The sequence below is a fragment of the Pseudomonas sp. P867 genome, from assembly GCF_019891455.1.
In the GTDB taxonomy this organism is placed as follows: Bacteria; Pseudomonadota; Gammaproteobacteria; order Pseudomonadales; family Pseudomonadaceae; genus Aquipseudomonas; species Aquipseudomonas synxantha_A.
Map to the genome: position 1 here is coordinate 306,713 of NZ_JAFLXB010000001.1, position 25,991 is coordinate 332,703.

Here is a 25,991-nt window from a genome sequence, read left to right on the forward strand (position 1 = left end):
CTCTTGCGCAACACCTCTCAGGAATTCGCTTGCCGTGCCGCGTCGCATCAGCAGAGAGCTGAAGACTCTCAGTGTTTGGGCCTTATCGTTAGCCATCAGCGGTTGCATCGGAACCGGAGGAATTGCCCCCCAAGGCCAGGCCCTCAACGCCAATACCCTGGCCACCGATGAAGCCATTCAAGACGCCTCCCAGGACGCCCATTGGCCCACCGCCTAATGGTGGCAAGCCTACGGCGACCCGCAGCTCAACCGTTGGGTCGAACTCGCCACCCAGAACAGTCCCAGCCTGGCCGTGGCCGCCGCACGCGTGCGGCAAGCGCGGGCGCTGGCCGGGATTGCGGAGTCGGCCGAGTCGTTGCAGATCAATAGCGATACCACCCTCAAGCGCCACAACTGGCCGAAAGATCAGTTCTACGGCCCCGGCGAATTGAGCGGCGCCAACACCTGGGATAACAACTCGTCCCTGGGTCTGAGTTATGCCCTCGACCTGTGGGGGCGGGAAAGCAACAGCACCGAACGTGCGGTCGACCTGGCGCACATGAGCGCTGCCGAAGCACGTCAGGCCCAGCTCGAACTGCAGAACAACGTGGTGCGCGCCTATATCCAGTTGTCGTTGCATTACGCCGACCGCGATATCGCCGCGGCCACCCTGGCCCAGCAACAGCAGATTCTCGACCTGGCCAACAAACGCCTTAACGCCGGGATCGGCACCCACTTCGACGTCAGCCAGGCCGAAACCCCGCTGCCGGAAACCCATCGCCAACTGGATGCCCTGGACGAGGAAATCGCCCTGAGCCGTAACCAGTTGGCGGCGCTGGCCGGTAAAGGCCCGGGCGAGGGTGCGCAGTTGCAACGCCCGACCCTGGCCCTCGCCGCGCCATTGAAGTTGCCCTCAAGCCTGCCTGCGCAACTGCTCGGCCAACGCCCGGATGTGGTCGCCAGCCGCTGGCAGGTGGCGGCCCAGGCCCGTGGCATCGATGTGGCCCACGCCGGTTTCTACCCCAACGTCGACCTGGTCGGCAGCCTCGGCTACATGGCCACGGGCGGCGGTATGCTGGAGTTCCTGGCTGGCAAGAAATTCAACTACAACGTCGGTCCGGCGATCACCTTGCCGATCTTTGATGGCGGCCGCCTGCGTGCTCAATTGGGCGAAGCCAGTGCCGGCTATGACATCGCGGTCGCCCAGTACAACCAGACGCTGGTCAATGCGCTCAAGGGCATCAGCGACCAGTTGATCCGCCGCGAGTCCATGGACAAGCAGTCGGCTTTCGCCGCGCAGTCGGCGGCCTCGGCGCAGAAGACCTACGATATCGCCATGATCGCCTACCAGCGTGGCCTCACCGACTACCTCAATGTGCTCAACGCCCAGACCCTGCTGTTCCGTCAGCAACAGGTCGAGCAACAGGTGCAGGCGGCGCGCCTGAGTGCCCATGCCGAACTGGTAACGGCATTGGGCGGCGGCCTTGGTGCCGGCAACGATGTGCCCCAGGATGCCAAGACCCTTCCAAGCAAGACCCCGGCGGCACTTGCCGTGTTCGACCACTGAGTAGGATTCGATGACTTCCTTGCCTGCACCGCTGCGCTGGTTGCATTCCCTTGAGTGGCGCCGTGGCTTTTTCGACTGGGCACGCAGCGACGGCGTGACCTGGGTGTATATCTTCAAGGTACTGGTCGCCGCGTTCCTCACGCTGTGGCTGGCGATGCGCCTGGAACTGCCGCAACCGCGCACCGCGATGATCACCGTGTTTATCGTGATGCAGCCCCAGAGCGGCCAGGTGTTCGCCAAGAGTTTCTACCGTTTCCTCGGTACCTTGGCGGGCTCGGCGGTGATGGTGCTGTTGATCGCCTTGTTTGCACAGAACACCGAACTGTTCCTCGGCGCGCTGGCGATCTGGGTGGGCATTTGTACCGCTGGCGCTACGCGCAACCGCAACTTCCGCGCCTATGGGTTTGTGCTTGCCGGCTACACCGCCGCGATGGTCGGCCTGCCGGCGCTGGCTCACCCGGACGGCGCCTTTATGGCAGCGGTGTGGCGGGTGCTGGAAATCTCTCTGGGGATTCTGTGCTCGACAGTGGTCAGCGCCGCCATCCTCCCGCAGACCTCCAGCGCCGCCATGCGCAACGCGCTGTACCAGCGCTTTGGCGTGTTCGCGCTGTTCGTCACCGACGGCCTGCGCGGGCGCAGCCAACGCGAAGGGTTCGAGGCCAGTAACGTGCGCTTTATCGCCGAAGCCGTGGGCCTGGAAGGGCTGCGCAGCGTCACCGTGTTCGAAGACCCGCACATGCGCCGACGCAACGGGCGGCTCAGTCGCCTCAACAGCGAATTCATGAGCATCACCACGCGCTTCAACGCCTTGCACCAGTTGCTTGAACGCTTGCGTGCCGATGAGGCCGATCATGTGGTCGCAGCGATCAAACCCGGCCTGCAAGACCTGGCCGAAGTGCTCGACAGCTTCTCGGGCCGCGCCCTCACCAGCCCGGACGCCGCGCGTCTGGTTAATCAACTGAGCGCCTACAAGGACGACCTGCCCGCCAAGGTGCGCAGCCTGCGGGCGAGCTTCCAGGACGGTAACCCGACCGAAGCCGAGCAGTTGGACTTTCATACCGCCTACGAGCTGCTGTACCGCTTCGTCGACGACCTGCACAACTACGCGCAAACCCACGCGTCCCTGGCTGACCACCGCCATGCGCGGGAAGACTGGCACGAAGCCTATACACCAAAAACCAACTGGCTGGCCTGCGCCGCCGCCGGGGTGCGGGCCTCGTTTATCCTGATCGTGCTGGGCAGTTACTGGGTAGCCACCGCCTGGCCCTGCGGCGCGACCATGACCTTGATCGCGGCGGCCACGGTGGGCCTCTCCGCTGCCACACCCAACCCCAAGCGCATGGCGTTCCAGATGGCCTGCGGCACCTTGATCGGCGCCTTGGTCGGCTTTGTCGAAATGTTCTTCGTGTTCCCCTGGATCGACGGCTTCCCGCTGCTGTGCGTGATGCTCGCACCGGTGATCATCTTCGGTGCTTTCCTCTCCTCCCGCCCGCAGTACGCCGGTGTCGGCGTGGGCCTGTTGATTTTCTTCAGCACCGGCTCGGTGCCGGACAACCTCACGGTCTACAACCCTTACACCTTTATCAACGACTACATCGCCATGGTCATCGGCATGTTGGTGTGCGCGGCGGCGGGGGCGATCATCCTGCCACCCAACAGCCGCTGGCTGTGGCGCCGCCTGGAGCAGGACCTGCGTGAGCAGGTGGTGTATGCGATCAGCGGCAAGCTCAAGGGCCTGGCGTCGAGTTTTGAAAGCCGTACCCGCGACCTGCTGCATCAGGCTTACGGCCTCGCGGCCGGCCAGCCGCAGGTGCAACGCGACCTGCTGCGCTGGATGTTCGTGGTGCTGGAGGTCGGCCACGCAATCATCGAGTTGCGCAAGGAGCAGGCGATCCTGCCGGTGCATCCGGCCTATGCCGAGTCCCAGCCGTGGCGCCAGGCAATCCGCGTGATGGGCCGTTCGCTGGTGCGCTTGTTCCTGCAACCCAGCGCCAGCAACCTGGAGCGCGGCTTGATCGCCGTCGACCATGCGATCAGCCGCGTGCAGGCCACCGACGAACCTTTCGCCCCGCACTTCGATACCTCGGCCCTGCGCCGGGTGAAGAGCTACCTGCACTTTATCCGCACTTCGCTGCTCGACCCGCAATCCCCACTGGCGGCCCTAAAAGGAGCCTCGAATGCCTCGTGAAATCGCATTTCATGGCATCTATATGCCGACCATGACCCTGATGTTCCTGATCGCCGCGGTGTTGGCCTGGGCGATTGATCGCTTCCTGGCCGGGTTCGACCTGTATCGGTTTTTCTGGCACCCGGCGTTGCTGCGCCTGAGCCTGTTCGCTTGCCTGTTCGGCGCCCTGGCGCTGAGCGTCTACCGTTGAGAATGCCCCGATGAAAAAGTTTTTCAGCCTGCTCGCGACCTTGCTGGTTCTGGCCTTGGCGATCTGGATTGGCCGCACGTTGTGGGTGCACTACATGCAAACGCCATGGACCCGCGACGGCCGCGTACGCGCCGACATCATCAACGTCGCGGCTGACGTGACCGGCGAGGTGGTGGACGTGCCGGTACGCGATAACCAGTTGGTAAAAAAAGGCGACCTGCTGATGCAGATTGACCCCGAGCACTACCGCATTGCCGTCAAGCAAGCTCAATCGCTGGTGGCCTCACGCAAGGCTACCTGGGAGATGCGCAAGCTCAACGCCCACCGCCGCGCCGACCTCGACGCCCTGGTGATCTCCAGGGAAAACCGCGACGACGCCAGTAATATCGCTGACTCGGCCCTGGCCGATTACCAGCACGCCCTGGCGCAACTGGAAGCCGCCGAACTCAACTTGAAACGTACCCGCGTGCTGGCGGCGGTGGATGGCTACGTCACCAACCTCAACGTGCATCGCGGCGACTATGCGCGTATCGGTGAAGCGAAGATGGCTGTGGTGGATATGAATTCGTTCTGGGTCTATGGCTTCTTTGAAGAAACCAAGCTGCCCCACGTCAACGTCGGGGATAAAGCCGATATGCAATTGATGAGTGGCGAGACACTCAAGGGTCACGTGGAAAGCATCTCCCGTGGCATCTACGACCGCGACAACCCCGAGAGCCGTGAGCTGATTGCCGATGTGAACCCGACGTTCAACTGGGTAAGGTTGGCGCAGCGTGTGCCGGTGCGGATTCACATTGATGAAGTGCCGGAGGGCGTGCTGTTGGCGGCCGGGATTACCTGCACTGTGATCGTCAACCCAACACAAAACTAAACTGTGGGAGGGGCATGAGTATCTACACAACTTTTCGGTATACCGCGGGCCCCTGTGGGAGGGGGCTTGCCCCCGATGGCGGCCTGACAGCCGACCAGGATGTTGGATCAGACCGAGTACATATCCGTTATTTGGGTAACGGCTGCTATTGGTTCCGCTTTTACAGCGGGTCACTTTGGAAAAGAGCCCCAAAGTAACCAAAGGGCTCTTGCCCCACCACTCGGCACCTCGCTTAGGCTCGGTGTGCCCGTAATCCGACAGTGATTTGGGGGGCCGCCGCCACGCGCCATCCATGGCGCGGGGCGGCTAAACCGGCATCCCTGCCGGTTTACCCCCCAAATCCCTGTCGAATTCCGGCCAGCGTGGTTTAACGGGGCGCCTAAGATCAAAAGCAGATCAAGAGCAAGAGCGGCTCGCTTCGCATCGTGGTTACCATTGGCGACTACAAAGTTGTGTAGATACCTATGCTCATCGGGGGCAAGCCCTCTCCCACATTCAGGCCCGCGTTAAGCTTTGATAAACGTCTCATGCAAGTGCCGCCAAAGCAGCGCACCACTGGCCTGCTTCTCGAACACCACCGTGGCGCGGCGATCTGTCTGGGTGCCACTGTCATCCACCTGATGCTCGCGATACGTCACCGTGGCTCCCCGCGCATGACGATCAATCCCGGTCATTTCACTCAAGGTGATTTTCAACCCCGGCCGCATCCCTCCCAGGCGCGTGAACAATGCATTAACCCCGGCCCTGTTGACCCGGGTGCCGGTGGCCGGCGCGACCATGCTGAACTCCGGTGAGAAGCGTGCCAGCAGGTTTTCCAGCGTGCCCTCAGGTGCAACCCCGGCAAACCATTGTTCGATCTCGACGTGAGTCTGGATCACTTCCTCAAAAAAATCGCTGTAGTCAATCATGCTTGGGCTCGCTGCAAGGGTGAAGCAGCGTGCGTATCCTGGAGGCATCCAGGCGCAACACTGCGAAAAGCGGCAACAGGGTCAGAGCTGCCGCTATCGTGAAGGTTATGGCGAAGGAATCCAAGGTCGACAGTACTGCACTGAGCAAGGCGGCGCCGACGCAGAAGCTCACTTGCCGGTTCATGTTCCACAACGCGCTGGCGTGGCCCATGCGCTCGGCGGGAATATCCAGAAAGGCCAGGGTTTGCGCGGTGCTGCTGCACAAGCTGCCGCCCAGGCCCATCAAGACGTAGGCCGCAATGATCAGCGCCGGCTCGTTGAGCAACAGGATGCCGCCGCATTGCAGCACCATGCCCGCCAGCAGCAAAGGTTTCGGGCCGCAGCGATTGAAGAGTTTTTTGCTCAAGTAAATCGCCACTGCCGAGGCCAGTGCCCACGGCAACATGAGCACGCCGGTCTGGGTGGCGTCATACCCCAGGTCACGCACGTAGAGGATGGCGATCAGGCTGGTGCCGATAAATATCCCCGGAATACACAGGTAAACCAGCATTGCCACACGCAGCATCGGGCTGGCTGCTTGTTTGAACATACTGCCCAGGTCCAGGGGCGGGCGTACGGTGGAAGGCACATCGGGTTTTATCCACAGCAGCGCCAGCAGCAGGGTCACCAGCGCCAGAGGCAGGTTGGCGTAGAAAATCCAGCGCCAGGACAGGCTGTCGACAATTACCCCACCCAGCGCCGGAGACAATGCCGGTACCAGCAATGCCACCGACATGACCCGCGCCGTCAACTGGCTGCGCTCGGCCGCGGGAAAGTGTCGGTAAGCCATGGCTTGCCCCACCGGAATCAACAAGCCGCCGCCGAGCCCCTGCACAGCGCGCCAGCCAATCAACGCGTCGATGGAGCCGGCCTGGCCGACCATCACCGATGCCCCGGCAAACAGCAGCAGGCTGGTGGCGATCAGGGTGCGCTCGCCCATGAGCGCCGCCAGCCACACACTCAAGGGAATGATCACCGTCAGCCCGAGCATGTAGGCATTGCTGATCCACGCCAGTTGCGTGACCGAGGCGTGCAGTTCGCGGGCGATGTCCGGGTAGGCGACGGTGGCGACAAACATGTTCACCAGGTCCAGGGCAAAACCCAGTAGAAAGATCCAGGCAATTTTCGAGCGGTAGGTCATGAACGCGATCCTGCGAATGAGGCGCGCAGGGTAGGCGGCAAGCAGGGTTTGGGATACGTCGGTTTGCCTGTTAGTTTGTCAAAAATATTTTGACAAACGGAGGGCGTGGCCATGGTCAGCCTGGATCGATTCGACACCTTCAAGGCCGTGGTCGAGGCCGGCTCGCTCACGGCCGCCGCGGATCTGCTCGGCCAGACCCGCGCCGTGGTCAGCTTCAACCTCAAGCGCCTGGAGGCGGAGCTGGGCGTCACCCTGCTGACCCGCAACACTCGCCAGCTGGCGCTCACCGATGCCGGCGAACGTTTCTACCTGCGCTGCACACGAATGCTCGAAGAGGCGCGCCTGGCGGTGGAAGAGGCCCGTTCCGAACATGCGCAGCTCAAAGGCACGCTGCGCATCACCACCACCGTCGAGTATGCCCTGGCCGTGGTCGCCCCGGCGGTGGAAGCGTTTCGCCGCCTGCACCCGGACCTGAATATCCACTTATCCACATCCTCCACCCACGCCGATTTGATCTCCGAGCGTTTTGACGTGGCTATTCGCCTGGGGCGCTTGCTGGACTCCAATCATCGAGCGGTGCGGTTGTCGACGTTTGAAGTGTTCGCCGTCGCTGCGCCAGCGTTTGCGGGCGTTCAGACCCTGGAGGAGTTGGAGCAGGTGCCCAGGCTGGGCCATGGCCGCTTGACGGAGTTGAGCGTGACCGACCCTGCCGGCGATGGGCATCAATACCGCGCAGGTCCGGCCGCCTTGGTGGCCGACAGTGCGGCGGTGCTCCAGGCGTTTGCGGTGCGTGGCCACGGTGTGGCGATCTTGCCACAGTGGCTTGTGCAGGAGGATTTGGAGGCGGGACGGCTGGTGCGTGTATTGGCGGACTATCGCTTCGCGCCCCAAGGGGTCTACGCGATGTATCCGGATACCCGGCATTTACCGCTTAAGGTGCGGGCGTTTATTGATTTTATGAAGGGTTAGAGTTTACCGCCCAACCCAAAGCGCTTCTTCAACACCTTCTCCAGCAACCCCTTGGGCAACAGCGCCGCCATCAATGGCAACGCCCGGCTGCCATTGCCCGACCTTAGCAGACGCGGTGGCTGCGCTTGCTGCACGGCCTTGAGCACATCCGCCGCAAATTCAGTGGCTGGGGTTGGCTTGTCCTGGGAGGCCTGGCTGCGCGCCCGAATGCCTTCGCGCAACGGCCACCAGGGCGATGTTTCGTTGATCAACAATTCGGCCTGGGCCCCGGCATTCTTCGCAAAATGGGTATTGATCGCACCGGGCTGCACTTCCATCACCCGCACGCCAAACGGTGCCAGTTCCATGCGCAGGGCATCGCTCAAGGCATGGACAGCGGCTTTGGATGCGCAGTAGGCGCCGGCGAACGGCGTCACCAATACCCCGGAAACGCTGCCGATATTCACCACCAGTCCTTTGCTGCGGCGCAACGCGGGAAACAGTGCCTGGGTGACGCCAACGATGGAAAACACATTGGTTTCGAATTGGCGTCGCATCGCCTCGGTGCCGCCATCGAGCAACGGGCCCATGGCGCCGTAGCCCGCGTTGTTGACCAGCACATTCAGTTCGCCCATTTGTTCGGCCAAGCGTTGCAAGGCGGCGCTGTCATTGACGTCCAACTGCACGGCATTGAAGCCAGCGGTAGCGAGGGCGGCGACGTCATCTGGCTGGCGGGCGCTGGCCCACACGTTGAAGCCTGCGGCTTTGAACGCGTCGGCGAGGGCGCGGCCGATGCCGCTGGAGCAACCGGTGATCAGTACGTTGGGCATGCATCATTCCTTTGTCAGTCCGAGAAACTGCCTTGCAGGTGCTCGGCGCGAAATTCCAGGGTTTGCGGGCGATAGCCGGGGCGCAGTGGCGGTGTGGGCAGGCAATCGTCCCAGGTGGCCCCGGCCTGCAACTCGCCGGGGCCTCGATAGCGTGGGGCGGCGTAGACATTGTCGGCCAGGTTGACCGTGTCGCCCGGCGCGTAGGCGGCCACGCGCCAGCGCAGTTCGGTCAACGGCACGTCGTTGCCGTTGTTGAGGGTCAATTTCAGTGGGCGGTCGGCCGGGCAGTCCTGCGGGGCATAGCTGATGCGCAACTCAAGGCGTGCCAGTTGCGCGGCTTCGCGGTTGTCCAGCCACACCACCCAGACGGCGACGAAACCCAGGCCGACGGCAGCCGCCAGCGAAACCGGCAGCGCCTTCGCCGGGTAGCGCAGCAGCAGGATCAGCCAGGTGATGATCAGGAGAACGCCGAAGAACATGGAGACCACCTCGAATGGGGAACGAGCATCCTAACTTAAGCGTAGGTGGGATTGGTTAACTTGAGTGCTGTGGTGGCCGTGCGGGCCTCATCGGGAGCAAGCCCCCTCCCACCTTTGATTTGTGAACACATTCAAATGTGGGAGGGGGCTTGCTCCCGATGACTTACTTACTGAGCAGCAGCGTCCACCTGCAAACCTTCGATGTGGGCCTCGACCAAGGCCAAGCCGGTTTCGGCTAATTGCAAGCTGGCCCAATTCAGGTAGCTCTGGTGTTCGGTGTATAGGTCCTGAGCAGCCAGGGTGAGGACTCGAGTGGTGCCCAGTACATGACTGGCATGTTCCAGCGCATGTTCGAGGGGAAGGGGCTGTACGCCAGGCAGGTGTTTTTCACTTCAATCAATAGGACCGTACAGTGCCCTGGTACTTGGTCTTGCATTTTCAGCAGAGCTCACAGCGTTCTGCTACTTGAGCTTACATTCGGGACAGGAACCGGAGCGCATTAAACGTCCACTTATCTGACGACCTACAGGGAGGTAGCGGCGACGTTCAACTCTTCTATGTAAGGTTTATTTCATGTTTGCAGCGACCGAAAACTCGACCCACCTTTCCCCCCCACAAAGCGTTGTTGCTCCAAACGCATTGGCCACCCAAACCGATATTGCCGTTGAAACATCTGCGCAACCCCCTGTTCACCTGCCACCGGTATTGACCTACGCGCCGGACGGTATTCCTCTTCCCACCTCGGCCGGCATACCCCCGGTCGGGGTGGAATACCCACGGCTCATGCAGCAATTCAAGGTTACCAATCAGGAGGCGTTTGTCACCCAACACGCCCTTCAGTCCCGCGACATGCAGCGTTTGCACGGTGAGCAACCGAGCTTCCAGGACTTCCTGCGCCAGCAAGTGGACCAAATGTTTCCGTACATGTCGACCCTGAAGCCACAAGACCTGGTCTTCAAGCGCTGGGTCGAGCAGGACGATGGCTCTATCAAAACACTGTCGTCCGAGCCGGTGCTGGACGCCTTGAACAGGAAGGTTGCGACCTTGCTGGCCAATCCTGGCCAGCAGCCCGTCGTTGACGATGTTGAACAGTCCGGCATTTTTACCCCGGACACGGACACTAGCCCGGGCACCCTCGTCACGCCACAGTTGACACTGGATACGATTGCCCAGCGCATGGTCACGCAGTTTCCGATGGCCCTTCAAACCTTCTGGACAACCCCCCGCCCGACGTTGAAAGACCCTCAGGTTCTGCAGGCCCCTCAAGACCAGTTGTTGACCTTGCACAAGCAACAACTGTCGACGCTGGCGGCATTGCGCGTGAGCGATGGAACACTGAGCGCGGCGAGCAAGCGGTTGATCGACGCAGCACTGCAATACCCCACGCTGGCTGAACGGGAAGCTGTCTTCCCCAATGGCGCACGCCCTGGTGTCTACCCGCTTACCGTTGATGACGGTAGCGAGCGGGGAGCCTTGATGGCGGGCTGCTTCCTAATCACCAGCACCGACGGTTCCGGGGCGACGCCCCCCGTCTGGACCAAAGGCCGGACCTTGGCACTCGATGAGACTAATGGGCCGGTCGTGCTGTACACCCCGGGTGAGGGGTTCGAGCAGTTTGCGACGCCAGCCCTGGCGCGCCAGGCGATTGCAGCGCGCCTTGATGAGGGGGGCACCGACGCGGACCTACTGTTGCAAACACTGCCGTTGTCGTTACAAAACAAGTCGGAACCGCCTTCTGGCGACGATGTGATGTTGAGCGCCGAACCCTTGACGGGGGATGTGCTGGCCGAGGGCATCCCCTGGATGCTCAAGCGTCAGCAGGAGGAAGTCGTTGCGAATCTCGCCCGGGTATCGACAGAGCCGGGAGCACTCAAGCGCATGGATGATGCCGCTGACTGGTCGTACCTGCTCAGTGGCGAAAACGCCATGGCGGCGCGAGATGAACAACTGGCTGACAAGCTGGCCCCCGAGTGGCTGAAAAACCTGAGCCCGGCCCAGGAAGCGTTGTTTGATTACCTGGAACACTCCGAGGACCGCAGTGCAAATGCGCTGGCGTCATCGCTGGCAACTCTTCCTTCTCTGGGTAGCTTTTCCCGCGATCGGATGAACGAAGCGATCAAACGGCAGTTCCCCGCTGCGCAGGTCGATGCGGACAAGCTGATGGTGCGGGTGAAAACCAGGTCCAATCCTCACTCTGGCGGGCAAAGCAGCAGTCATACGCTCACCGTCAAGCAGCACCGCGTATCGCTGACTGATCTGGCGCTGAAAAACCCCAGTGAGTTTCCAGCCGTCCAGCACGGCCATTTCAGCCGGTCCACCTTCGAACTGCCGCTGACCGATACTCACGGCAACCCTCTGCTGGGCGACGATGGCAAGCAGGTCGTCCTGGATACCGAGCAGCTCAAAGCGTTGGTCAACACTGCCGATGTGGGAGGCGCCTATACCGAGCTGCTTAAACAGGAGTTGGCCACGGATGCCGAGTCGGGTGCTGCCGGCGACGTCCGCAAAGCGTGGAAAACCCACCTGAGCGACATGCTGGATAAAGAGGCTTTTCTCGCAGCACTCAACCCCAATACCTACAACATAGACGCTACCCAAGACACCAGTACCAAACGAGGGGCGCAGTGGGTCGCGGCTGTTCTTGACTACCCGGACCCGGCTGACCGGCCTCTGGTGGATGGGAAAAAAATTGTCACCAGTGCCCTTATTCAGCGTGGGTTGCCGGTTCAGGGCGCGATGGTGATTGGCAATGACACAGACGCCTCGCTTGTACTGTGCACGCCGAATGCGCCCGACGGCGTGTGTTTTCGCGAATTGGCGGATGTGAATGCGCTGAACGCCTTGATGGAGAAAAAGGAGTGGAGGCTCTACACCGCGAGCAGAGCGTCGCCGGTCGATAAAAACGACGTGGTTAAAGCTGGCGAGGCGATCAAGGAGCGCGCATTCGATCCGACGAAGAGCCCATTGCGCACGCTGGATGCGCTCGTCACTGCATTCAAATTGACGAGCGCTCCGGTGACACTCAAACCCTTCGATGGCAACTTTCAGGATGAGCTGTACAAGCAGAAAGTGAAGTTGCTCATCGATCACGCGGACCACCAAAGCGTCAGCAGCGCAGAGGTTGCGCATCAATCGAGAATCAACAAGGTTCAGTTCGGCATTGAGGTGGCCTCCATCTTCCTTGATTTGTTGCCAGTGCTCGGAAAAGGCATCTCCATGGGGGTTCGCTTAGGAAAGGCTGGCGTGACGGCCTTGCGCGCCAATGCTCGAATCTTGCCGCGGCTGCTCAAAAGTCCGGGCGCGATGCGTGCGGTCTACTCGGATTTCACGATGGCCGCCTCTGGTATTCCCAATGTGAATGCCGTGCCGTTGCGGCCGGTGTTCAAAAGCCCGGTGGTGCCGCCAGCCCCTCCAGTCATCGCCAGAGCACCAACGGCCGGCACGAGTCCAAACCTTGATCTGAGCGCCTTTTCCGTGTCGGAAGATGTCATCAAAGGCCGCATTTTGAGGCCGGACGGTACCTATAATGTGGGCGATAATTTTTACGTGCGCTATACCGACAGTACCGGGGTCAACAAGGTGTATCAGATTGATTCGGCCTTCCACGCACGTGACGGGCGGGTCGCTATCGTGGATCCTCAGGCGCCATTGACGACGTCGAAGCTCTATAGGGTTCAAGCATTTCTGGGGTCTGCGGGTAACGGTGAGTGGCGATTGAGCCGATTGCCGGGCGGGGTTCCCACTGCTACGGGGACATCCCGGCCGAACAAGCGTCCGTTGGACCAAGGCAGCTTTTCAGGCAACGTCGACACGAATAACGCGACAAGTGCTCAACCGGCCAATAAGCAACCTAGAGTGGAGGGCGTCCCTGACGGTTTAAAGGCGCTGCTGGATCCACCGGTAAAAGGTCAGAATGTTTTTTATCACTACACCGGGAAAAATCCTCATCACGAAATCATGGGTGAGAAAGCCCTGACTTCTTCAGCGTCAGATTTTGATGGTCAACGTCTGCCCCAAGGTAAAGGCAGGCATTACTTTACGGACTTGGCGCCAGGAGATATGCCGACCAAAAAGATTTCCGAAACCATCTTTGGGAAGCGTAAATATCAAAATGCGTTGGATAAAATGTCGCACTACTATGAAATCAATACGTCGGGGTTGAACGTTATCCAAAGCTCTCATAACCCACATATTTTTTATGTGGAGACGAAGTTTGCAATTCCTTTGCAGTACCCAGCTGGTCCTGACCGTGTAATGGTCAATCGCGTTATTTCTCATGGGAAAACGCCGATTAAAATATAAGCCCATGGCGTTGGCCGGTATTGGGTAAGGGCCCATGATGGCTTTAAATTGACCACAAAGGCCCAAACAAAAAGCCCCCACCCAACCCACTGCGGATAGGGGACGCAATGGGTTGGGTGAGGGCTTCTTGTACGACTGTTTTATTGCGCGATAGTTTTCACCGAAACACCTCGTTCAACCGGTGTCGAGCGCCCGTAGATATCTTCGAACCGCTCGATATCGTCCTCACCCAGATAGCTGCCCGATTGCACTTCGATGATCTCCAACGGGATCTTGCCCGGGTTGCGCAGGCGGTGCACTGAGGCGATCGGGATGTAGGTGGACTGGTTCTCGCAGAGCAGGAACACGTTGTCGTCACAGGTGACTTCCGCGGTGCCGCTGACCACAATCCAGTGTTCGGCGCGGTGGTGGTGCATCTGCAGCGACAGGCACGCGCCCGGCTTGACCGAGATGTGCTTGACCTGGAAGCGGCCGCCCATGTCCACCGAGTCGTAGGAGCCCCACGGACGGTAGACTTCGCAGTGGTTCTGGGTTTCGCTACGGCCTTGCTCGTTGAGCGTGTTGACCATCTGCTTGACGCCCTGGACCTTGTCCTTGTGGGCAATCATCATCGCGTCCTTGGTTTCCACCACCACGATGTTGTCCAGGCCGATCACCGATACCAGTTTGCCGTTGCCATGCACCATGCAGTTGCGGCTGTCCTGGATCACCACGTCGCCTTTGCTCACGTTGCCGTTGGCGTCTTTATCATTGACCGCCCACAGCGAGGCCCAGCAACCCACGTCGCTCCAGCCGGCGCTCAATGGCACCACGCAGGCACGCTGGGTTTTTTCCATCACTGCGTAGTCGATGGAATTGTCCGGGCAGCAGGCAAAGGTGGCGTCGTCGAAGGTCACGGTGTCGTGGGTCTGCTCGCTGCGCTCCAGGGTCAGTACGCAGGTGTCGTAGATGTCCGGATCGTGCTTTTTCAGCTCTTCGAGGAAGCGGCTGGCGCGGAACAGGAACATACCGCTGTTCCAGAAGTAACCACCGCTTTTGACGAACTCGATGGCGCGCTTTTCATCGGGCTTTTCCACGAACTGCTGCACGCGGCTCACGCCTTCGGGCAACAGCGAGTCGTTGGTGGACTTGATGTAGCCATAGCCGGTTTCCGGACGGGTTGCCGGTACGCCGAACAGCACCATCTCGCCACGCTCGGCCGCCACGGTGGCCAGGGCCAGCGCACGTTGCAGGGCTTTCTGGTCGTCGATCACGTGGTCGGCGGGCAGCACCAGCATCAGCTCGTCACGGCCTTCGTTGACCAGCATCATCGCGGTCAGGGCCACGGCCGGTGCGGTGTTGCGGCCAAAGGGCTCCATCAGGATGCGTTGGCATTCGAGCTTACGTGCGCTCAGTTGCTCGTTGACGATGAAGCGGTGGTCCTTGTTGCAGACCACGATCGGGGAGTCCATGCCTTCGAACACCAGGCGCTCCAGGGTTTGCTGGAACAGCGTGTGTTCGCCGGTCAGGGCCAGGAACTGCTTGGGGAACTGTTTACGCGAAAGCGGCCAAAGACGTGAGCCGCTACCACCGGAAAGGATTACTGGGATCATGGGTGTTTCTCCTTGAATCAGTTTGGGTCAGAGCTACGAAGGTTTGTCGTTTCACTCTTGTTTTTGTCTCGGTCCTGAGTTGAAAACCGGTCAGTGTGGGAGCTGGCTTGCCTGCGATGGCGCCTACAAGACCGCCATCGCAGGCAAGCCAGCTCCCACAAGGGGACGTGTCAACTCAGGGAAATAATCAGCGGGTCGACACTGGGCGCTTGACCCAGACTGGCGACAGGCTCGAACCGGAACCGGTGACATACAGCACCGCTGCCTCACCACGCTCCAGGGCCACCGGCTTCACATCGCCGACCTTCTTGTCACCGTCATACAGCGCCAGGCTCACTTTCACCGGGTTGATTTCACGTTCGCCACGGCCCTTGGCGGCCACCGACTTGACCACATCGGTCTTGCCGTCGGCAGTTTTCAGGCTCAGGGCCTTGTCGCTGAGGTTCTGCACGCGTACCAGGGATTTCTGCTTGTTCTTGAATGGCGGTTCTTCGATCAATTGCGGCTGGCCGCTTCCGCTGTTGACCAGGGTGTAGTAGTGGTCGGCGGCGAGTTTGACCGGCACGGTCTGGCTGCCGACCTTGGCGCTGTAGTCACCGCCTGGCATGAAGCTGAAGTCGCTGCTGGCCAACGGTGCAACGTCGCTGAGGTTGGTGGCGCCGACGGTGGCGCTGACTTCCTGGTTGCTGGCGTTGTAGATGCGCACGAAGCTGGAGCCCTTTGGCGCGGTTGGGCCGTAGAGGGCGGCGTCACCACCGGCGAAGGCGGACATTGATACGAAGCTCAGGCCGGCAGCGATAGCCAGGGTCTTGGCGAGACGACGAGGAGTAGTAGTGAAAGTCATGTGAGTTACCTCTCTTTCAGTTTTGCGCCCGGTCGGGCGTCTCGGATTTAGTGTTGATTGCCATGTTCTGTTGGCGCGAACCGGCTTGTTTAAGCTGCGCAACCCACGCTGGGTCGGCGTCACCGATTTCGTTATTCACGGGCAGATAGCGTTCGGGGAATTCCCAGATCAGCAGCTGGGGCGGGTTGTTCTTGAAATCGTCACTTTTGAGGTAGCTGAGCATCGGCAGGATCGGGCCGTGGCCGTCTTCGGCGTAGCTGACCACGTCGCTGTGCAAGGCTTGCTTGAGCGCGCCCACGAAGTTCCAGTTGGGGTTGGCGCTGTAGCTGGTGCCGACCAGGGCCACCGGGGTTTCGCTGTCGCTGAACAGCGCGTCATCACCTTTTTCTTCGGCCAGGTGCGTGACGCGTTTTTCCAGCGGCTCTTTAGGCGGCATCAGGTTTTCGAACAGCGGGTCCAGGGGCAGGAACAGACGCAGGTCGCCTTTGTGTGGCTCGATCTTTTCGGCCTCGGTGACAAAACGCTGCGGCTCGCCACTCAGCGGGGTCTTGTCTGCAATCGCCTTGGCCAGTTGCTTGGCGGCGATTTCCGCACCGTCCGGAGTCCAGTGAGTGTCTGTACGCAGAAACACCTGCTTGCCACCCAGCTTGGCCTGTTGCAGCGGGCCGAGCAGGTCGGGAGCCGGGATGTTGTCGGCGGCGACCCGGGCGTGGAAGTCCTGGTACAAGTTGGCGTGGATGCTCGCCGGCTTCACCTCACCCAGGTGTTCCGGGTACAGGCGCACCTTGGCCGGCACAATCGCCATCACCAGTTGGATGCCTTGGGCCTTGAGTTTCTGGCGCACGCCTTCGACCAGTGCGTAATTGCCTTCAAGGTTCTGGTCTTCGTTGACGGCGGGATTGAACTCCTCGTCGCTGTACAGCCAGTGGTCGCGGCCCAGCACTACGCCAGGGCGACCTTCATTGAACAGCTTGTAGTCCAGCGCAGCCCACAGGTTGGTGCCCAGGCGCTTGATCGGGAACTCCTCGTCATAGTGAGTCTCGACGGCTTTGGTCCAGCGACCGTTAAGCACCGTGGCATCAGCGTTGGTGCTGAAGCCAAAGAAGCTGCGCAGTGACCACGCCCCCAGTGCCAGCAGCAGCACCAGGAACAGGCCGATATAGAGGACGCGTAATGAACGGGTCATGGTCGGCTCCCTCAGAATTGGAAGTAAAGGAACGGCGAGAAACTCTGCGCCGACAGTTTCAGGATCGACGCCACGAACAGCAGCAGCACCGCAGCGCGCATGGCGTAGCGTGGCCAGTCAGCGGTCCAGTAGGCCGGTTGCACAGCGGCGTCACGGCCCACGCTGAAACCGGGCTCGTGAATGCTGCCTGGGTTGTCGCCCGGCACCGCCTTGATCAGGCTCGGATCGGCCGGCTTGGTCTTGTCGGCTGGGCGGTTGGTGTAGAAATCGCGCAGGCCGAAGAACGCCAGGGTTGCGTAGGCCACGACCAACGTTGCCACTTGCAGGCCGGTAAGGTTGGCGCGGTTGAGTTCCGACAGCGACCATTCGCTGAAGCTGAACATCGCACCGTACATGCGGCCTGCGACGTGCAGGTTTTCGGCGCGGAAGATCACCCAGCCCATCACCACCAGCAGGAAGGTGAAGGCCCAGCGCAACACGTTGAAGCTGCGCGGCGCAGTATTGAGGCCGATGGCTTTTTCAATCGCCAGCCACATGCCGTGCCAGGCGCCCCACACGATGTAGGTGATGTTGGCGCCGTGCCACAGGCCACCGAGCAGCATGGTCAGGAACAGATTGCGGTAGGTGGTCAGCGTGCCTTTGCGGTTGCCGCCCAGGGTGATGTACAGGTAATCACGCAGCCAGGTAGAGAGGCTGATGTGCCAGCGCCGCCAGAACTCGGTGATCGACTGGCTGATGTATGGCTGCTTGAAGTTTTCCATGAAGCGGAAACCCATCATCAAGCCCAGGCCGATGGCCATGTCGCTGTAGCCGGAGAAATCGAAGTACAGCTGCGCGGTGTAGGCCAGCGCGCCGAGCCAGGCGTCACCAGTGGTGGGATTTTGCAGGGCGAAGCAATGGTCGGCCACCACCGCCAGGGTGTCGGCAATAAATACCTTCTTGATGAAACCCTGCATGAACCGCGTGCAACCCTCGGAGAACTTGTCGAGGGTGTGGGTGCGGTTGTTGAACTGGTCGGCCAGGTCGCGAAAACGTAGCACGGGGCCGGCGATCAGGTGCGGGAAGATTGCCACGAACGCCGCGAAGTCGATCAGATTGCGGGTCGCCGGGGTATCGCCACGGTACACGTCGATGATGTAGCTGATGGACTCGAAGATGTAGAACGAGATCCCGATCGGCAACAGCACGTGGGTGAGAATGAACGGCTCCAGGCCCGCTGACTTCATCATTACATTGATGCTGTCGACGCCGAAGTTGGCGTACTTGAAGTAGCCGAGGATGCACAGGTCGACCGCCACGCCGAGCAGCAGCCAGCGCTGCGCCGGCTTGGTGCGCACGCCGGCGGCACCGACCTTGAGGCCGATCCAGTAATTCCACAGCGTGACGGCGGCGAACAGCGCCAGGAAGTCCACTCGCCACCAGGCGTAGAACACGTAGCTGGCAATCAGCAGCAGCAGATTGCGATAGCGTTGCCCGCTCAAGTAGTACAAGCCGAGAAAGATCGGCAAGAACAGAAACAGGAACACATTGGACGAGAAAACCATCCCGATCTCTCCATGTTTAACCAACAGTCAAGGGCCAGAGCCCCCCCAAACCCCCCCACGATTTCGGAGGAGGTTGTATTGCAATTTCACTGAAGGAACCGGGTTAACGGTGGGAGCTGGCTTGCCTGCGATGGCGGTGTATCAGTCGACATCAATGTTGAATGTCAGACCCCTATCGCAGGCAAGCCAGCTCCCACAGTTGGACCGAGTCCAACCGGGAGCTATGTATCAGCTGCCTTTGTTGCCTTTTTCGTGCGCCGGGTCGTACACCTTGGTCAGGTCGCCACCCAGGCGGAACGTCTTGAAGGGTTGCATCCCGTGCTTGCGCTCGATCACATCCGGCGCGCAGGTGTAGAGGGTGCAGAAGGGTTCAAGCCAGGCGAATTTCATGTCCTGCTTCAAGTCCTTCATGTCCTGCTCTTTACCGTTCTTCTGCTCGAAGATGTCCGGATCTTTCACCCCGGCCAGCACCTTGTCGCCCAGGCGCTTGAGCGCGCTGTTGTTTTCCTGGCGCAGGTCCACACCGTTGACCAGGGCAAAACTGGCGATCATCGACAGCGGCGGCAGGGCGTAGTTGTGGTACGACAAGGCGCGTTGCTGACGCTTCAATTCGTTCGGCAGGAAGCCTTGGTCATCGACCTGGTTCACACCGACCTTGTATTCCTTCACGGCCCAGTCAAACAGGTCGCGACGGTTGGTGGCGATGGAGGTCGCCATCACCGACCAGGCGGCCCAGTAAGAGTGGTTGTTGGTTTTTTCCAGGGGCAGGTTGTCCCAGTCGCTCACCACCTGATCGGCCAGCTTGTTGAACCAGGCTTCGATCAGTTGCGACTCCTGCTGATGGTTGGCCAGCGGGTGAGATTCGGAGAACTTCAGGCGTACATAGGCCGAGGCCATGCTGCCCAGTGCCCATTTGCGCATGGACTTGCCGGTGTGGTTGAAGTCCTTGGACATCAGTGCGTCGGCCTTGGCCCACGAGACCAGCCAGTTCAGGGTGCATTCGAGCTGCTGCGGGCGACCGTCGCGCATGAACTGCATCACCCGTTTGCTGGTGTCTTTTTCCAGCTTGGTGATGTCGGCGGTGCTATCGCGGAAGGCTTTTTCCGACTGCACGTTCAGCGTGGAGCGCGCCTTGTCCGAACCTTCGTACTTGCTGCGAAACTGCAACGGCCCGGTGTAGGGCGTCGGCATGGTGTCGCAGTTTTCCTTGAAGTCGCCGGTCTTGAACGCTTCGATCGGTGCGAAATAGCCCTGGGGCGGGCGCAGCGGCGCGGCGGCGTTGGCTGCCCCGGCGAAGATCGCCAGGCCCAGTAACGATGGAATCAATAGCTTCTGCATAAGTAACCTCATTGCCCAGTTGAAGCGGTCTGCTGACCACCGCTTGGGAATACGTTGCGTGTGCAAATTTTCGCTTCGACTTTCTGCGCGGCAGCACCCTTTTCCGGGCCCTGCACTTCCACGGCCAGCAAGTTCTGCGAGGCCCAGTCTTCATCGGTGCGCAGTTCAAAGGCGAAACGCCCGTCTGTATCGGATGTCTCGGGTTTCTCGATCTTGATGTCCTCGTGGCGACCGTTCATGTACCAGAGGGTGGCTTGCAAGGTTTTTACCGATGGATCGGCGAAGCGGATATCGACCTGATGGTTGGCGTTGCGCAGGTCTTTGTTCGCGCTGTTGACCATCAGTTCGTTCTTGCCGGGCTTGAGGGTGGTGCTGGCGGACATCTGTGCAGGCTTGCCTTCGCAACCGTTGTCCAGCAGCGCCATCATCTGGCGGTAGATGGTTTCCTGGTCGAGACGGTACAGCGGCGAGAATTCCCAGATCAGGATCTTCGGTGGGGTCTTCTGGAACTCGTCGCTGCCCAGGTACTGCAACATCGAGCCTTCCAGGCCACCGCCGGGGAAGGCGACGTTGAGGATGTCGGCACCGATTTCTTCTTCGAGGAAACCGGCGAAGTTGTAGTTCTTGCCGCTGTGGCTGGTGCCCACCAGGGTGATCTGCGGGTTGCCCGAATCGCTGAACAGGTCACCGTCACCGGCTTCGCCCTTGGGCTCGGTGGTGAACTGGTCCATGTACTGGATCGCATAGCTGGTGCCGCACAGTTGCCCGGCCATGTTGTGCAGGGTGCCGGTCTTGCCCATGCGGCCCGAGCGCTTGGTCTCGAATTCGCGCTTGGGAATCTCGGCGTACTCCGGCATCTGCTTGACCTTGGCGGCGACGATCTTCGCCGTGCGCTGGGCGCCGTAGGGGGTCCAGTGCTGGTCGCCGCGGAAGTAGAAGTCGTGAGCCGGCAGCTCGTCCGGCAACTGCTCGTTGGTCAGCGGCGACAGGTCCGGCACCACGTAGCCCATCTTGGCGAAACGGCCAAGCATGGTCTTGTAGTTGGTCAGCGCCTTGTCGAAGTCGAACTTGGCTTTTTCTTCAGGGTTGAGCTTGTTGCGGTTCACCAGGCCACGGGTCGGCTGGTAGACCACCACCAGTTCCACGCCCTTGGCCTTGAACGCATCGTGCAATTGCTGCATGCGTTTGTAGCCGGCCGGTGTGGTGTCGAATTCGGTGCGCAGGTCTTCCTGGGTTCGGAACAGCCAGTCGCCCTGGGCTTGTACCAGGGTGGTGAAGTTCTGCTGGTAGCGCGTGGTGTAGTTCTTCGCGTCATGGGCGGCCGGGCACAGGCTGCAGCACGGTTCGGCGGTGAAGGTCGGTGCTTTCACTTCATCGGCGCGCACGCCCTGGCTGGCTGCCAGCAGGCCGAGGGTCAGACCCGAGAGGCTCAACAGCTTGATCATGTGTGGGTGCATAAGGGTCATCCTCAGTCCTGCAATTCGGTCTGGCGTTCGACGGGGTCGATCAGCACGGCTTTCTGCTGGCGCACCAGCAGGTCGAGAATTTCTTCCTGGCGATCGCCCAGAATGCCGGAGAAGCTGATACCGCTGGATTTGGTCGGCGCCAGCATCGACACGCGATACAACTCGATACTCAACGGCGAATCGATGGACAGCGGCCCGCTGCCGTTACCCGCCAGCTCACCACCCACCACGATCAGCGAGACCTTGGCATCGAACGGGTCGAGGGCGATGTCGCGGTCGGTGTCGGTCAAGTCCTTGATGTGGCCGTACACGCCGGTCAGGCCGTTGGCCATCGAGGTATTTTCGTAGAGCTTGATGTTCACGCTGTTACGCACGCGGATACCGTGGCGACGGTTGCTGATCACCTTGTTGCCCCACAGCAGGTTGTCACCGCTCTCATAGAGGGTGATGCCGTCGGTGTGGTTGCGGTAGATCTCGTTGTCGGCGATCAGGTTGTTGACGCTGTTACGGTCGATCACCAGGCCCGAGAGCTTGTTGTCGTAGCTGCGGTTATTGAAGATGAAGCTGTCGTTCACTTCCCGGGAAATGATGATGCCGTGCTTCTTCTTGGTGCCGTATACGGTGTTGTCGGCGATGATCAGGCCGTGGGAACGGTCATGGGGGTCAATGCCGTAGACGATGTTGTCTTTGTAGGTATTGCCCTTGATCACAAAGCCCGTGGTCTCGTAGCAGTAGAAGCCGTACCACATGTCCGAGAACTCGGAGTCGATGATCCAACCGGTCGGCTCAGGACGCTTGAGCACCTTGGCCATGTTCGGCGTGTACTGGGAAATACTCACCCCGTAGGACTTACTATTGGCGTAGCCGAAGCTGGCCATCTTGGTCTTGGAGATATAGGTCTCAGTGCCGCCCCAGGCCAGCAGGAACGGGCGGAATTCCTTGGGCGACTTGAACAGGGCAGGGCCGTTGGTTTTTTCATTCCAGCCGGTGACCTTGGTGTCACGTACGAACAACTGGCCGTCGTTGATCAAAAACGAGCCGGCTTGCTGGGACAGGCGCAATTCCTGGGTGTTCTTGTCGATATCGAGGATGCCTTTGCGGCCCACCACAATCGGTAGCTTGGCCAGGAACACTCCCGGCGAAGTCTCGCTGAAGTACTGCTTGGGCACCTTGCCCAGCAGGTCCTTGAGGTTCATGTAGCCGTCGTCGACAAAGATCGCCTGAGGAATGCCATGCTGGCGCACCACCCACTCGGCCATCTTGTTATCGCCACCGATAAAGTCCTTGAGCGCGTCTTCCTGCATCATGCGGCGGATGCTGATCTTGCCCGCCTTGGTCTTGATGATCTTCTTTTCCATGGCCGCGGCGGTGTAGCCCGACAGATCGGGCAGCGCCGGCTTGGCCATTTCCAGCGGCGCGGTGGGCGGGCTGGAAATGGTGTAGGTCTTGGCCTGTTGCAGTTCCTTGGCGATGATCGGCGCCTTGGCCGCCGTATCGGCAAACGCTGTGGCGCTGGCCATCAGCATTGCCGCGACGAGTAGGCTTTGAGCATTCATGGCGCAGGCTCCCATCAGAATTTCCAGACCACGTCGACAAACGCGCGGTGCATGTAGGAGTCGACCTGGCTGCCATAGGCGTCGCCCGGCTTGAACACGCCGGCACGCAAGCGCACCAGGGCCGATGGCTCGTCGATCGACTGGCTCAGCGCGGCGGGCAGCAAGCCTTTCTTGAAGTACTTGGTGACCACCAGGTCCATCTCCTGGCCGAGGTCCTTCTTGCCATCTTCCAGCGGCAGGGAGGTGCTGGAGAGGATCGCGCCGGTGACGTCATCGGTGTTGTTTTGCACCGCATCGATACCGTTGCTGCCCACCGGCTTGTTGCCGTCCACGCGCCAGAACTTGTGGTACACCAGGCTGGCGTCGTAGTCCTCGCGCAATTGCCAGGAACCGAACAGGCTCATGGACTGCATGTTGTTCATCTCGCCGCGATACGCTTCGCCGAAGCGGTGTACGCGGGACTGGGTGCCGGTCCAGTTCGAACGGTTGCTTTGCAGGCCGTTCTGTTCGTATTCGGCGCTGGCACGGGAATAGGCCGCGCCGACTTGCCATTGCGGGTCCAGGCGCAGGCGCACACCGATGTCGGTGGCCCAGCCGCTGAGGTCATCGCTGCGCTTGGCGCTGGTGGGGCGCGTGCCGTCGGCGTTCAAGGCGTTGACCTTGTCGCGGTCCCCGCGCATACCGGTGATGCTGGCCCAGTAGTTGACGGTGTTGGTATTGCGCCAGTTATAAGCATCGCTGTTGGCTTCGATGCCGAGCCAGGTCAGGTCGCCGTTTTCGCGCTTGTCCAACGGGTCACTGGCCACACCCGGTTCGGCGTAATCGAGCTTGCCGTCGTCATGAGTGTGGTGGCCGCGCAGGCCGATCCACTGGCCCGGCGTCCACTGGTAGGCGGCGTCGGCGTAGAAGTGCTGGCGGTCTTTGTCGACCGGCGAGAGTTCCTTGAGGTCGGTGCGGTATTCGCTGAAACGTTCGGCGGCGCCGACATTGGCCTTGAGCAAGGTGGTATCGAAGGTCCAGTTCAGTGCTTCGATGTTGGTGTCGCGCCATTGGCCGTCGTCATTGCGCAGGCGCTGGCGACCGAACTTGAGGATCTCGCCGGGGTAGGGCGTGAAGCCGCTGTAGCCGACCCAGAACTCGCGCAGGGCCAGGTAGTTTTTCTTGGCCTTGCGGTCGTCGTTGCTCGATTGTTCGGTGGTGTCATCGGCCGACTGTTGCAGGGTGTCGGTCTCGATGATGTCGCTGGACACGACGGCCTGGCCCATGGCGTAGGCACTCCACGCGCCGCTTTCGCCGTAGATCCAGGGGCGCAGGTCAAGGCCGATACCGTTGACGTCGCCGCCTTTCTGGGTGCCCAGGTCGCGGTCGTCTTCGGACTGCGCGGTGGCTTTGACTTCCAGGCCGAAGTTCTTGGCTTCGGTCAGCGCGGCCAGGGTCGGGCACGACCACAGCAGGGCGAAGGACAGGCCGATACCGGCCTTGACGAATGGGTTGAGCTTCATAGGGATTCCTCGCCGTCTTCTTCTTGCAGGGCGTGCAGTTGCAGCGTGCTTTGGGCCAGGGTGCCGCGGGCGGCCAGTTCCTGTTGCACCAGGCGTTGGCCCTCGGCGCGTTGCTCAGGGGTCAACGGCGCTTCGAGCTGGGTGGCCAGGTCATTGGCCTCTGGCGTGTCCTGGGCCTTGGCCAACTGGCTGAAGACATAGGCGTTCAATGGGTCGGGCTTGGTGCCCTTGCCTTGGGAAAACAGTTGGGCAATGGCAAAGTCGGCGCTGTTCTGGCCGTTGCGCGCAGCGGTCAGCAAGTGGTCCAGGGCCTTTTGCGGGTAAACCTTGCCCAGGTAGCCACGGCGGTAGATCTGGCCGAGGTAGTAATCGGCGGCCACTTCACGGCCCACGGCTTTTTCGAAATGCGCCTCGGCGGCCTTGGCGTCGGCCGGCACCCACTTGCCTTCGTAGTAGAGCTTGCCCAGCAGCAATTCGGCGCGCGGCTGGTCGGCGGCGCGGCCGTTGTCCAGGTACTTCATCATCTGCTCGACATCGCCCAGTTCGGGGAAGTCGTAGAGCAGCTGCGCCAGGCTGACCCAGGACGCCGGGTAGCCGGGGGCGATTTTTTCAAGCAATGCCTGAGCGGTTTTTTCGTCCGGCGTGCCGAGGCTGGCATCACCGAGTACGCGGGCGACGCTGTCGACGCGCTGGGCGGTGACTGTGCCACGGCTGTAGCCGGCTTCCATTTGCTTGAGCAGTTCGGCCTGTTGTTCCGGCTGGGCTTTTTTCTGGTAGACCGTGGCCAGCTCGACATAGCAGATATCGGTGGTGTTCAACGCGGCCTTGCAGATGCGCTCGATATCATCCAGGTGCTGGTCGTAAGTGCCCTGGGTGCGATACAGCAGCACCTGGGCCAGGCCGGCTTCCGGGTAACCGGCCGCTTGCCATTTGCTGATCTGCTGCTGGGCATTCACGTTGGGGAAGCTGTGCGGGTATTGCAGGTACAGCATCGCCAGCGGGATCAGGGTGTTGCCTTCGCCATTGGCGAAGGCTTTTTTCAGCAGGCTTTCGGCTTCATGGTGCTCGGCCTCAGTGGCGCCAGGCTTGGCCGCCAGCAGGCGACCCAGGCGTGCCTGGGCACGCGGCGAGGTGTCTGCCGCTGCACGGTAAGTGGCTTCGGCCTGCTTGATTTGCGCCGGGTCGCGGGTACCGACCTGGATATCGGCCAGGCCCACCTGGGCCTCGCTGTAGCCCAGGTCTGCCAGTTGCTGGTAATTCTGCTGCGCGGTGACGGTGTCGCCGCGTTTCAGCGCTTCATTGGCCAGGCGTTGGTCGGGCAGGCCGGCGCAACCGGCCAGGCTCACGGCCAGTGCCAGCGCGCAGTACGCAGAGGCCAAGTGAAATCTGCTCTGTGTGGGAGCTGGCTTGCCTGCGATGGCATCGCTGCGGCGCAACTGATGCACCGAGTCGCCTGCATCGCGGGCAAGCCCGGCTCCCACAGAGGTCAGCGGTGTTGTTGGAATAGGGTTCACAGGCATG

General features: G+C 60.9%; 19 protein-coding genes and 1 pseudogene. 6 read left to right on the forward strand and 14 right to left on the reverse strand.

The features are described from left to right. The first annotated feature begins 34 nt into the window (after nucleotides 1-34). From J1G33_RS01510 to J1G33_RS01525, 4 genes and pseudogenes are all read left to right on the forward strand, one after another. A pseudogene (locus tag J1G33_RS01510) lies at nucleotides 35-1,546 on the forward strand (efflux transporter outer membrane subunit). Nucleotides 1,547-1,556: 10 nt separating this feature from the next. Further along, nucleotides 1,557-3,734, forward strand: coding sequence for an FUSC family protein (locus J1G33_RS01515; RefSeq protein ID WP_223017602.1), 2,178 nt, complete (start codon nucleotides 1,557-1,559; stop codon nucleotides 3,732-3,734). After that, complete coding sequence (locus J1G33_RS01520; RefSeq protein WP_046070983.1) at nucleotides 3,724-3,924, forward strand: DUF1656 domain-containing protein; 201 nt, start codon at nucleotides 3,724-3,726, stop codon at nucleotides 3,922-3,924. The genes J1G33_RS01515 and J1G33_RS01520 overlap by 11 nt, the downstream gene beginning before the upstream one ends. Before the next feature lie 10 nt (nucleotides 3,925-3,934). Further along, on the forward strand, nucleotides 3,935-4,795 hold the full coding sequence (locus tag J1G33_RS01525) for an HlyD family secretion protein (protein WP_032877703.1): 861 nt from the start codon (nucleotides 3,935-3,937) through the stop codon (nucleotides 4,793-4,795). Nucleotides 4,796-5,301: 506 nt separating this feature from the next. Here J1G33_RS01525 and J1G33_RS01530 read toward each other — a convergent pair. Continuing rightward, nucleotides 5,302-5,703, reverse strand: coding sequence for a nuclear transport factor 2 family protein (locus J1G33_RS01530; protein ID WP_103733347.1), 402 nt, complete (start codon nucleotides 5,701-5,703; stop codon nucleotides 5,302-5,304). Next, entirely contained in the window at nucleotides 5,696-6,883 is a 1,188-nt protein-coding gene (locus J1G33_RS01535) for an MFS transporter (protein ID WP_103733348.1), read from the reverse strand. Before J1G33_RS01535 ends, J1G33_RS01530 begins: the two co-directional genes overlap by 8 nt. Nucleotides 6,884-6,994: 111 nt before the next feature. Between J1G33_RS01535 and J1G33_RS01540 the strand changes: the two genes are divergently transcribed. After that, nucleotides 6,995-7,852, forward strand: a complete 858-nt coding sequence (locus J1G33_RS01540; RefSeq protein ID WP_032877699.1) for a LysR family transcriptional regulator — start codon at nucleotides 6,995-6,997, stop codon at nucleotides 7,850-7,852. Here the strand turns inward: J1G33_RS01540 and J1G33_RS01545 are convergent. From J1G33_RS01545 to J1G33_RS01555, 3 genes are all read right to left on the reverse strand, one after another. After that, a complete protein-coding gene (locus J1G33_RS01545; RefSeq protein WP_032877698.1) occupies nucleotides 7,849-8,661 on the reverse strand; it encodes an SDR family oxidoreductase in 813 nt (270 codons plus the stop codon). The two genes, J1G33_RS01540 and J1G33_RS01545, sit on opposite strands and share 4 nt — an antisense overlap. A 14-nt stretch (nucleotides 8,662-8,675) precedes the next feature. Then, the gene (locus J1G33_RS01550; RefSeq protein ID WP_005784995.1) at nucleotides 8,676-9,140 is read right to left on the reverse strand and encodes a hypothetical protein; all 465 of its coding nucleotides are present in this window, start codon (nucleotides 9,138-9,140) and stop codon (nucleotides 8,676-8,678) included. Between the two features lie 167 nt (nucleotides 9,141-9,307). Beyond that, nucleotides 9,308-9,520: a DUF3077 domain-containing protein gene (locus tag J1G33_RS01555; protein WP_148853492.1), complete on the reverse strand. Its 213-nt coding sequence runs from the start codon at nucleotides 9,518-9,520 to the stop codon at nucleotides 9,308-9,310. Nucleotides 9,521-9,713: 193 nt separating this feature from the next. Between J1G33_RS01555 and J1G33_RS01560 the strand changes: the two genes are divergently transcribed. Then, complete coding sequence (locus J1G33_RS01560) at nucleotides 9,714-13,442, forward strand: DUF6543 domain-containing protein (protein WP_223017603.1); 3,729 nt, start codon at nucleotides 9,714-9,716, stop codon at nucleotides 13,440-13,442. A gap of 140 nt (nucleotides 13,443-13,582) precedes the next feature. Here the strand turns inward: J1G33_RS01560 and J1G33_RS01565 are convergent, their stop codons facing one another. From J1G33_RS01565 to algK, 9 genes are all read right to left on the reverse strand, one after another. Continuing rightward, nucleotides 13,583-15,034, reverse strand: a complete 1,452-nt coding sequence (locus J1G33_RS01565; RefSeq protein WP_032877695.1) for a mannose-1-phosphate guanylyltransferase/mannose-6-phosphate isomerase — start codon at nucleotides 15,032-15,034, stop codon at nucleotides 13,583-13,585. A 187-nt stretch (nucleotides 15,035-15,221) separates the two neighbouring features. Continuing rightward, a complete protein-coding gene (locus J1G33_RS01570) occupies nucleotides 15,222-15,878 on the reverse strand; it encodes an alginate O-acetyltransferase AlgF (RefSeq protein ID WP_005785001.1) in 657 nt (218 codons plus the stop codon). 16 nt (nucleotides 15,879-15,894) lie between these two features. Further along, nucleotides 15,895-17,064 (reverse strand): alginate O-acetyltransferase, encoded by a 1,170-nt coding sequence (locus J1G33_RS01575; RefSeq protein ID WP_103733352.1) that lies wholly within the window; start codon nucleotides 17,062-17,064, stop codon nucleotides 15,895-15,897. Nucleotides 17,065-17,075: 11 nt separating this feature from the next. Further along, nucleotides 17,076-18,608 carry an MBOAT family protein gene (locus J1G33_RS01580; protein WP_032877692.1) on the reverse strand — a complete coding sequence of 511 codons (1,533 nt, stop codon included), beginning with the start codon at nucleotides 18,606-18,608 and terminating at the stop codon, nucleotides 17,076-17,078. A gap of 228 nt (nucleotides 18,609-18,836) precedes the next feature. Then, nucleotides 18,837-19,946, reverse strand: coding sequence for a mannuronate-specific alginate lyase (locus tag J1G33_RS01585; protein WP_103733353.1), 1,110 nt, complete (start codon nucleotides 19,944-19,946; stop codon nucleotides 18,837-18,839). 8 nt (nucleotides 19,947-19,954) lie between these two features. Continuing rightward, nucleotides 19,955-21,403, reverse strand: coding sequence for an alginate O-acetyltransferase (locus J1G33_RS01590; RefSeq protein ID WP_032881093.1), 1,449 nt, complete (start codon nucleotides 21,401-21,403; stop codon nucleotides 19,955-19,957). A gap of 11 nt (nucleotides 21,404-21,414) precedes the next feature. Continuing rightward, entirely contained in the window at nucleotides 21,415-22,983 is a 1,569-nt protein-coding gene (gene algG / locus J1G33_RS01595; RefSeq protein ID WP_032877689.1) for a mannuronan 5-epimerase AlgG, read from the reverse strand. Further along, nucleotides 22,983-24,470, reverse strand: a complete 1,488-nt coding sequence (locus J1G33_RS01600; RefSeq protein ID WP_223017604.1) for an alginate export family protein — start codon at nucleotides 24,468-24,470, stop codon at nucleotides 22,983-22,985. Before J1G33_RS01600 ends, algG begins: the two co-directional genes overlap by 1 nt. Continuing rightward, nucleotides 24,467-25,888, reverse strand: a complete 1,422-nt coding sequence (gene algK, locus J1G33_RS01605) for an alginate biosynthesis TPR repeat lipoprotein AlgK (protein ID WP_223017698.1) — start codon at nucleotides 25,886-25,888, stop codon at nucleotides 24,467-24,469. The genes J1G33_RS01600 and algK overlap by 4 nt, the downstream gene beginning before the upstream one ends. Nucleotides 25,889-25,991: the final 103 nt, after the last annotated feature.